At 49.1% G+C, this 7,668-nt stretch carries 4 protein-coding genes; 2 read left to right on the top strand and 2 right to left on the bottom strand.

Features of this window, described 5'->3' with window-relative positions; translation table 11 throughout:
- Positions 1-135 precede the first annotated feature (135 nt).
- Positions 136-1,005, bottom strand: a complete 870-nt coding sequence (locus QT973_RS21480; protein ID WP_333057594.1) for a lipid kinase — start codon at positions 1,003-1,005, stop codon at positions 136-138.
- Positions 1,006-1,233: 228 nt separating this feature from the next.
- Here QT973_RS21480 and QT973_RS21475 point away from each other — a divergent pair, with 228 nt between their 5' ends.
- Positions 1,234-2,550, top strand: coding sequence for a HEAT repeat domain-containing protein (locus QT973_RS21475; protein ID WP_333392131.1), 1,317 nt, complete (start codon positions 1,234-1,236; stop codon positions 2,548-2,550).
- A 112-nt stretch (positions 2,551-2,662) separates the two neighbouring features.
- Here the strand turns inward: QT973_RS21475 and QT973_RS21470 are convergent, their stop codons facing one another.
- Positions 2,663-6,091 carry a PAS domain S-box protein gene (locus QT973_RS21470; RefSeq protein WP_333279296.1) on the bottom strand — a complete coding sequence of 1,143 codons (3,429 nt, stop codon included), beginning with the start codon at positions 6,089-6,091 and terminating at the stop codon, positions 2,663-2,665.
- 595 nt (positions 6,092-6,686) lie between these two features.
- Between QT973_RS21470 and QT973_RS21465 the strand changes: the two genes are divergently transcribed.
- The gene (locus QT973_RS21465; RefSeq protein WP_333057590.1) at positions 6,687-7,661 is read left to right on the top strand and encodes a LysR family transcriptional regulator; all 975 of its coding nucleotides are present in this window, start codon (positions 6,687-6,689) and stop codon (positions 7,659-7,661) included.
- Positions 7,662-7,668 lie beyond the last annotated feature (7 nt).

Below are 7,668 nucleotides of genomic sequence, written 5' to 3'. Positions count from 1 at the left end.
TATTGATTAATTAACTGTGGCACGGGCATCTTGCCCGTGGCAAATATATGAACAGGCAAGATGCCTGTTCCACAACATAATTATATATGAACAGGCAAGATGCCTGTTCCACAACATAATTATATAAGTCATGAGTTATGAAGGAGCTATAACTGCTAAAGCTTGGGGAATGACTCGGAATTTTGCAGGCGTGTAAGTTGTGATTTCACCGTCGGTATTAATCGGACGGCGTTTGCTAGTATTCACCTCAAATTCTTGAGCGTACAAGACGCGAACGTTAGGCGAACTGGTATAATTTCCTTGCCTCATAGCCGGCAGCAAAGCAATGATTTCCCACCAGTGTATTGTTTCCAAACTGTACAAATCCAGTCGCTTGTCGTCGATTGTGGCATCCTCGGCTACTGTCATCCCTCCGCCGTAATAGCGACCGTTGCCAATGGCAATTTGGATAGTTTTAACCTTAAAAGATTGGTTGTTTACCTTGATTTCTGCTCGGAATGGTCGCGCGGATAAAATTGTCTGCAAAGCAGTAAAAGCATAAGCTAAAACTCCCCAGCGCTGCTTGACGTTTTTAGTAAGTCGCTGGGTAATTTGCACGCTCAATCCCAAACTCGCCACATTAAAAAAATGCTTGTCGTTCACCCAACCTAGGTCTATTAGTCGAACTTTACCCCTGGCGATTACTTGACAAGCTGCTGATAAATCTGTAGGGATTCTCAGAGTGCGGGCTAGGTCGTTAGCTGTTCCCATGGGCAAAATACCCAAGGGTAACTTGGTGTCTATCAAACCTTCTATGGCGGCGTTGAGAGTGCCGTCGCCACCGCCAATTATTACTAATTCGACTCGATTTTGGTAGCGGCGAATCGTGTCGGAAAGTTCGTGGGCGTGGTCGGTAGACTCTATAATTAACTCAAAACCCAGTGCTTCTAATTTTACAGTGGCTTGAGATAATAGCTTTTGCCCTTTTCGGGAGTGCTGGTTTACTAAAAGTAGAGCTTTCTTCATTTGTTAATTTTTAATTAGGAATATTGGGTCTTTTAAATTACAAAAAGTATAGCTTGATGCCTTAACTGCATGAAATTAATGCTTTACTTCCATTTTACCAGTTATGATGGATTGACAAAAATGTTAAAAAATGGATAATTGTAGCAAAAGATTTGTAAAAAATAGCTCCCTCCGGCTCTGACTTAGCAGCAAAAAACCTCGCTTGTGGATCGAACTTAATTTAAAATCATGTATAATTTTTTACAAAAAGCGCAAGTCGCGGCCGCTCGCCAAAACTGGCCCTTGTTAGTTGAATGCTTGCAGCAAGTGACAGCCGACGGTAGCAAGCCGCAGGAAGAACACATTTTAGAGCAAGCTGTCAGTTTAGCAATAGAAGCCTTAAAATCGGGCGATTTTCAAGACCGTTGGGAAATTGCTAAAGTATTGCCAAATCTGGGAGATGGCGCGATCGCACCTTTAATTGCCGTGCTCGAAGACGAAGACGCAGACACCGAACCCCGGTGGTTTGCCGCCCGCATCCTCGGAAAGTTCGTGAAACCAAGCTATCCCGTAGGGAATAGCCCCGAAGTGATTCAAGCTTTAGTAGAATTAGTCAAAAATTCCGACGAAGAATTGAGCCAAATCGCCGCCGAAACCCTAGGGAATTTCGGCCCGACAGCTATAGAATCCCTCGCAACTCTCCTACTCCAAGAAGACTCGCGACAGTTTGCAACAGCAGCACTCGCCCAAATTCGGCGCACCGAAACCATCCCACCGCTGTTGAGCGTAGTCGGAGACTCTCAAGTTGCGGTGCGGGCAGCCGCAATCGAGGCCCTGAGCAGCTTTCACGATTCCCGCATCCCCCCGGTACTGGTAGCAGCACTCAAAGATCCGGCGACAGCAGTCAGAAAAGAAGCCGTGCGAGCTCTGGGTGTGCGCGCCTATTTAGATGCAGAATTAGATTTAGTTAACTTGCTCAAACCTTTGCTTTCCGACATCCGATTAGAAGTTTGTCAGCAAGCGGCGATCGCGATCGGGCGAGTGAAAACCGATGCTGCTGCTGCTGCTTTATTTGAATTGCTGCGATCGCCAATAACTCCGGTTGAATTGCAAATCGAAACTGTGCGCGCCCTAAGCTGGATGGAAACTGCAACCGCTTTAGCATATTTGCATCAGACATTAAGGGCGCAATTTACTAACATAAATTATACTGTTTGTCAAGAGATAGTCACGGTTTTAGGGCGAGTAGAAAAGCCGGAATTAAAAGCTGTTGCTGCTGAAATTCTGATTGATTTGTTGAAAACCGATCATCCGGCCGTGCAGGAGGCAGTTAGCAAAAAATTTTTAGCTTTAGGTTTAGGAAAATTAGGAGATATGAGAGGGCTAGATGCTCTGATTCCAATGTTGGGCGACGCAGACAACAGCGTCAGGCTACACTGCATGGCAGCGCTCAAACAGCTAGGTGCTGCTGAGGCTAGGCAGAAATTAGAAAGCTTAGTGAAACAAGAGAGTCTCGAACCAAAATTGAAACAAGGAATTGCGATCGCCCTGCAAGAATGGCAATAAAATTAAGAGCGGGCGGATTTACGGAGAACATTTAAATTTAGGGTGCGCCATAAGCACCTTACGTAGAAATTAAATATTGAATTTTGAACTCGATAACTGAAAAATCACAACTTTAGCTGTGCTCAATTGGCAGTCGGACTCGGAAAGTCGAGCCGAGTCCTTCCCCAGGACTTTCGGCCCAGACACTGCCGCCGTGGAGTTCCACGAGATGGCGGACGATCGCCAACCCCAGTCCCAGCCCGCCGTAATTGCGCGTAGAAGTGCTGTCAGCTTGGCGGAAGCGATCGAACACAAAGGGCAAAAACTCCTTGCTGATGCCAATTCCCGTATCGCTAACAACGATCGAAACAGAGTGAACCGGAGACGGCCCAGACAAGATGGCGCCACCCCCTGCTCCCGGTTCCCCATCCTCCGAGAGCGTGATTTCCACGCGACCCGACGGCGGCGTAAACTTAATAGCATTCGAGAGCAAATTAGACACCACCTGCTGCAAACGAGTAGCATCGCCCTTCACCAAGCTCACCCCTTCGCCACAAAAACTCACCAATTCAATTCCCCTAGCTTCAGCATCAGGGATCAGCGCCTTCACCGCCGTTTCTACAATCCGCACCAAATCCACCGGGAACAGCTTCAAACACACTTTGTTGCTCACAATCCGGGAAACATCCAGCAAATCCTCAATCATCTGAGTTTGCAACCGCGCGTTTCGCTCAATAGTCTCCAAACCCACAGCCGTTTTTTCGGCACTCATCTGGCGCTGCCGCAACATCTGGGCCCAGCCCAAAATCGCGTTCAGAGGCGTCCGCAACTCGTGAGAAAGCGTTCCTAAAAACTGGTCTTTAATCCGGTTGGCCTCCGCTGCTTCCCGGTAAAGCCGCGCATTGTCGATCGCCACCGCCGCATCCCGCGCCAAATCCTCCAGCAAAATTAAATCCTCCACCCCGCAGCGGCGGCCAGACTCCCCGCACAGCAACGAAATCACTCCCAGCGTCCGCCCGCGAGCGATCAGTGGTACGCAGATTGCCGACAGCACCTGGGATTGGGAGCGCAGCACCAACTGCAGTTCCCTGTCCGGGACAACTGCTTCGATCACCCATTGCGGTATTTCTGGGTATAGCTTCGACTCACCAGTCCGCAGCACCTTTGCTACTCCGTGCCGTCCCTGGGGGTCGAGTGGCATACGCCGATCGATTTGCCACAGCAGATCGACTTTGCTCGGATCTGAGTGAGCAACTGCTTGCAAGCGGATCGAGCCGTCGGCATCGAGCAAATGCACACAGCACCAATCCCCTAGCCCCGGTACTGTTAAATCTGCCAAACCTTGCAGCGCCTTCTCGTAATCCAGGGAAGCCGACGACAGCAAAGCCAAAGCTTGAGCGTTAAAATAGGCTGTTTGGGCCGATCGCTGGCGATCGTCAATATCGGTACAAGTCCCGAACCATTTAAGAATTTTCCCCTCAGCGTCCCGCACGGGCAATGCCCTGCCCAGATGCCAGCGGTAAGCCCCGTCAGAGGCTCGTTTAAAGCGGTATTCCACCTCGTAAGTCCTCCCCGTCTGCACCGAGGTCTTCCAGCTTTCTACAGCATCTTCCACGTCATCTGGATGCAAAACTGGCTGCCACCCCCAGCCTTGAGTTTCCTCCAGCGTCAAGCCAGTATATTCAAACCAGCGCTGGTTGTAGTAGTCGAGCCAGCCGTCGGGTCTGGCAGTCCAAACTATTTGCGGGATGGCTTCAGCGAGGACGCGGTACAACTGTTCGCTGGCTTCGGCTTCGCGACGAGCGGCCTGTTCCCGCGCCAATGCCCAATTCCGCTGTTCTTCGGCTTCTTTGCGAGCGGTGATGTCGCTAATTACGCCGATCCATTTGCAGGGATTGCCTTGTTTGTCAAGCACTGCTTTGCCCCGATCGATCCAATGGAGCAAGCCACCCCGTTGGCACTGAACGCGGTATTCCTCAAAAAATGGGGCGGCAGAACTGTCTGGCGCACTCAAATACCGATCGACTGCGACCAAAACTCGATCGCGGTCGATCGGGTGCAAGATACTGTTCCAAGCTGCTCTTGTCCTCGGAAATCCGCCTTTTGCGTACTCCAAATGTTCGTCTACGTGACCGAACCACAGCACGATGTCGGTCTCGATATCCCATTCGTAAATCAAATCACTGGCACTTTCTGCTGCAATCCGAAACCGCTCTTCAGACTGTCGCAGCACTTCCAGAAACTTAAAGCGTTCAGTCACGTCCAAAACCAGAGACAGCACCGATACCAACTGTCCCGAATCGCTGTAAAAAGCCGAATTGTACCACTCGCAGTGTACCAACGAACCCCTCTTATTATAATTGCTGTTGCGAACTACATTGCAGCGATTTTCTGGTTTTTTTAAACTATAAATTGCAGATTCTACCTCTGACAAATCGCCCTTGGAAATAAAGTTCCAGTCGCTAAAATGCTTGCCTAAAACTTCTCTTTTTTCCCAGCCAAAAATATTCTCGGCCGCCGGCGACCACCCGCTGAGACGAAAGTTTTCATCCCACTCAATCACCGCTAGGGGCGTATTTTCAAAATGAGAAGTGAGTTTTTGCAGCGCCTCGCGCAGGGATGCTTCTACTTGCTTGCGCTTAGTAATATCGCCAAAAGAAATAGCAATGCCGTCGCCCAATTTAACGGTCATAATCCGAAACCAGCCGACAATGCCTTCGCTTTCGCTGTTGTAATAAATCTCGGTATCGAGGGGAATTCCTGTTTCTGTAACTTGGACGTAACTGTCGAACAAACCGCTATATTTATGGCCCGGCAGCACTTGCAGCAATCGCTTGCCGATTAATTCCTCTGGGGTACTCTGCTGAATTTTTGCTGCAGCAGGATTGACGTATTCCCATTCAAAATCCACAATTGTGGATTCGTCGCGGATGCTGCGGAACACGTTAAAACCGTCTAGAGATAATTCCTGAAAAACGCGGAAGCGTTCTTCGCTTTCTTGCAGCTTGCCTACGGTGTCAAGCAGGAGATCCTCGACTCGCTCTCGCTGCGTTATTTCTGCAAGCAATTGCTGGTTAATTTGCTGGAGTTCGGTTGTGAGGGAGGGGACGGAATTTGTAATATCAGAGTCGGCTTGCAGTCGATCGACCTTTTCAGATTCCAGCGCCGTATTTCCTGGAAAAGAGGCCGCCCCAGCCAAAGCCAACACTTGAGAAATCCAAGGTCTCAGGGACGCTACAGCCCACAAAGAGATGATAGCGGTAACGGGGGCGATCGAACTTGACAGCCAGTAGCTGGGGTGCACCAGCATCCAAACTTGCATCAAGTAAGTTGTCCCGCCCCAGAAAAACCAGGCTCCCAATAGGATAAACCCCTTGCTCAAAGGCACGTCCCGCTGCTTCCGGGCATAGTATGTCAGAAGTGCTGGAATTGAATAATAAGCCAAGGCAATTAACACATCGCTGACCACCTGCAGTCCCATCAACTGGGGTTGCCACTGGCAACAGCCATCTTGCGGAATAAAATTGTGGTTAAATGACATAATCTTAATAAAGAGCAGCATTTCGGCTTTCCTGTGCGATCGATCTTAGTTGCACTTGTGTTGCTGACCCGCTAATTTCTAGTTTATACACAAAAAAACATAAAACAAAAGTGACTTTAGTCCGGGGAGGAAAGTTCACAGCAGGGTTTAACTAACCTGCCTGAAATATTTGTCCATTTATTGAGAGGTTTAGGGAGAGTGAGGTACTATAATTCCCAAGGAGGTACGAAATTCAATGCTATCTTTTGAATTCACAACTTACGGAAAAACAGAGCAATTGAGCGCGCTTGATGAAGAGATTACTAAAGTGCCGTTGGGTGAAACGGTTTAGCTAGCAACTGGCAATAGTCGATAAATTCATCTTTATTGAATCTATTTTTTGATAAGTTTGCAGATTCAGAAATCCCTTCAACATAGGAGAATCGACCTCTACTTGGAGGCTCAGAAATCCTGCCGGAGCAGATTGATGCTTAGAGCGCAGCATCCCCGCCTCTGGCGCTGGAATCAAAACTAATCTGTACCTGTATCAAAGTCTACTAAATTCTGCTACTACATCGGTTAATGTCACAGATTATGTTCCAGTAAAATTTCTGAAACCATCTCGAATGAAACATCCATGCGCTTAGAGCAGCTTCAAGCATTTCTTTCAGTGGCTGAAACTGGTAGCTTTCAGCAAGCGGCCCGGAAGTGTGGCGTTACCCAATCGACTATTAGCCGCCAAGTGCAGGGATTAGAAGCGGAAGTGGGTTTGTCGCTGTTTCACCGCACGGCCCACGCGAAACTGACTGTGGGAGGGGAATGCCTACTGCCTCACGCTCGCAAAATCTGTCAGACTTGGCGAAATGCTGCTGAAGAATTGGGAGACTTACGGGCAGGAAAGCAGCCGGAACTCTGCGTGGCGGCGATTCATTCGGTTTGCGCTGCTTATTTGCCACCTGTGCTGCAAAAGTTTTGCCGCGACTATCCAGACGTGCAATTGCGAGTGACTGCCCTCGGGAGCGATCGAGCTCTGAAAGTCCTCAAAGACGGTTTGGTTGACATCGCTGTGGTGATGAACAACCGCCATTTTACTCAAGCCCCGGAAATGTTGGTTGAGGTGCTCTACAATGAGCCGATCGAGGTGTTGATGGCGGCGGGTCATCCCCTGGCACAGTACGATCGAGTACCTTGGCCGGAATTGATTTGTTACCCGCAAGTGGTGTTTAAGGACGGGTACGGAATGCAGCGGATGGTGCAAGAACAATTTGGACGCATCGGTGCTAAACTTCATGCTGTTTTGGAACTCAACACTCTTGATGCTTTTCGGGGTGTGGTGCGACAGGGAGAATTGATTGCTTTGCTGCCGCATTCAGCTTTGGTGGAGGCGAAGGGCGATCGTACTTTAGCAATTCGGTCGATCGCCCCAGAGCGCTCAAATTCCAAGGTTTCGACGATCGGTCAATTGGCCGCAGATCCCACTTGGACTCGCGAAGTGGTATTGGTGACAACTCACGATCGAATGCAAATTCCGCCGATCGCCCATTTCTGGAATTTGGTACGCGAATTTGTGCCGCCATTTGATGTAATCAACCTAGAAAAATCAGGCAGTTAATACCATT

The organism is Microcoleus sp. Z1_A1 (assembly GCF_036700305.1).
In the GTDB taxonomy this organism is placed as follows: domain Bacteria; phylum Cyanobacteriota; class Cyanobacteriia; order Cyanobacteriales; family Microcoleaceae; genus Microcoleus.
This window is presented reverse-complemented; position numbering and strand designations above follow the sequence as displayed.

What these genes read in the sequence shown, in the direction of transcription:
- QT973_RS21475 (WP_333392131.1), top strand. Translation starts at nt 1,234, where the DNA reads ATGTATAATTTTTTACAAAAAGCGCAAGTCGCGGCCGCTCGCCAAAAC.
- QT973_RS21470 (WP_333279296.1), bottom strand. Translation starts at nt 6,091, where the DNA reads ATGCTGCTCTTTATTAAGATTATGTCATTTAACCACAATTTTATTCCG.
- QT973_RS21480 (WP_333057594.1), bottom strand. Translation starts at nt 1,005, where the DNA reads ATGAAGAAAGCTCTACTTTTAGTAAACCAGCACTCCCGAAAAGGGCAA.
- QT973_RS21465 (WP_333057590.1), top strand. Translation starts at nt 6,687, where the DNA reads ATGCGCTTAGAGCAGCTTCAAGCATTTCTTTCAGTGGCTGAAACTGGT.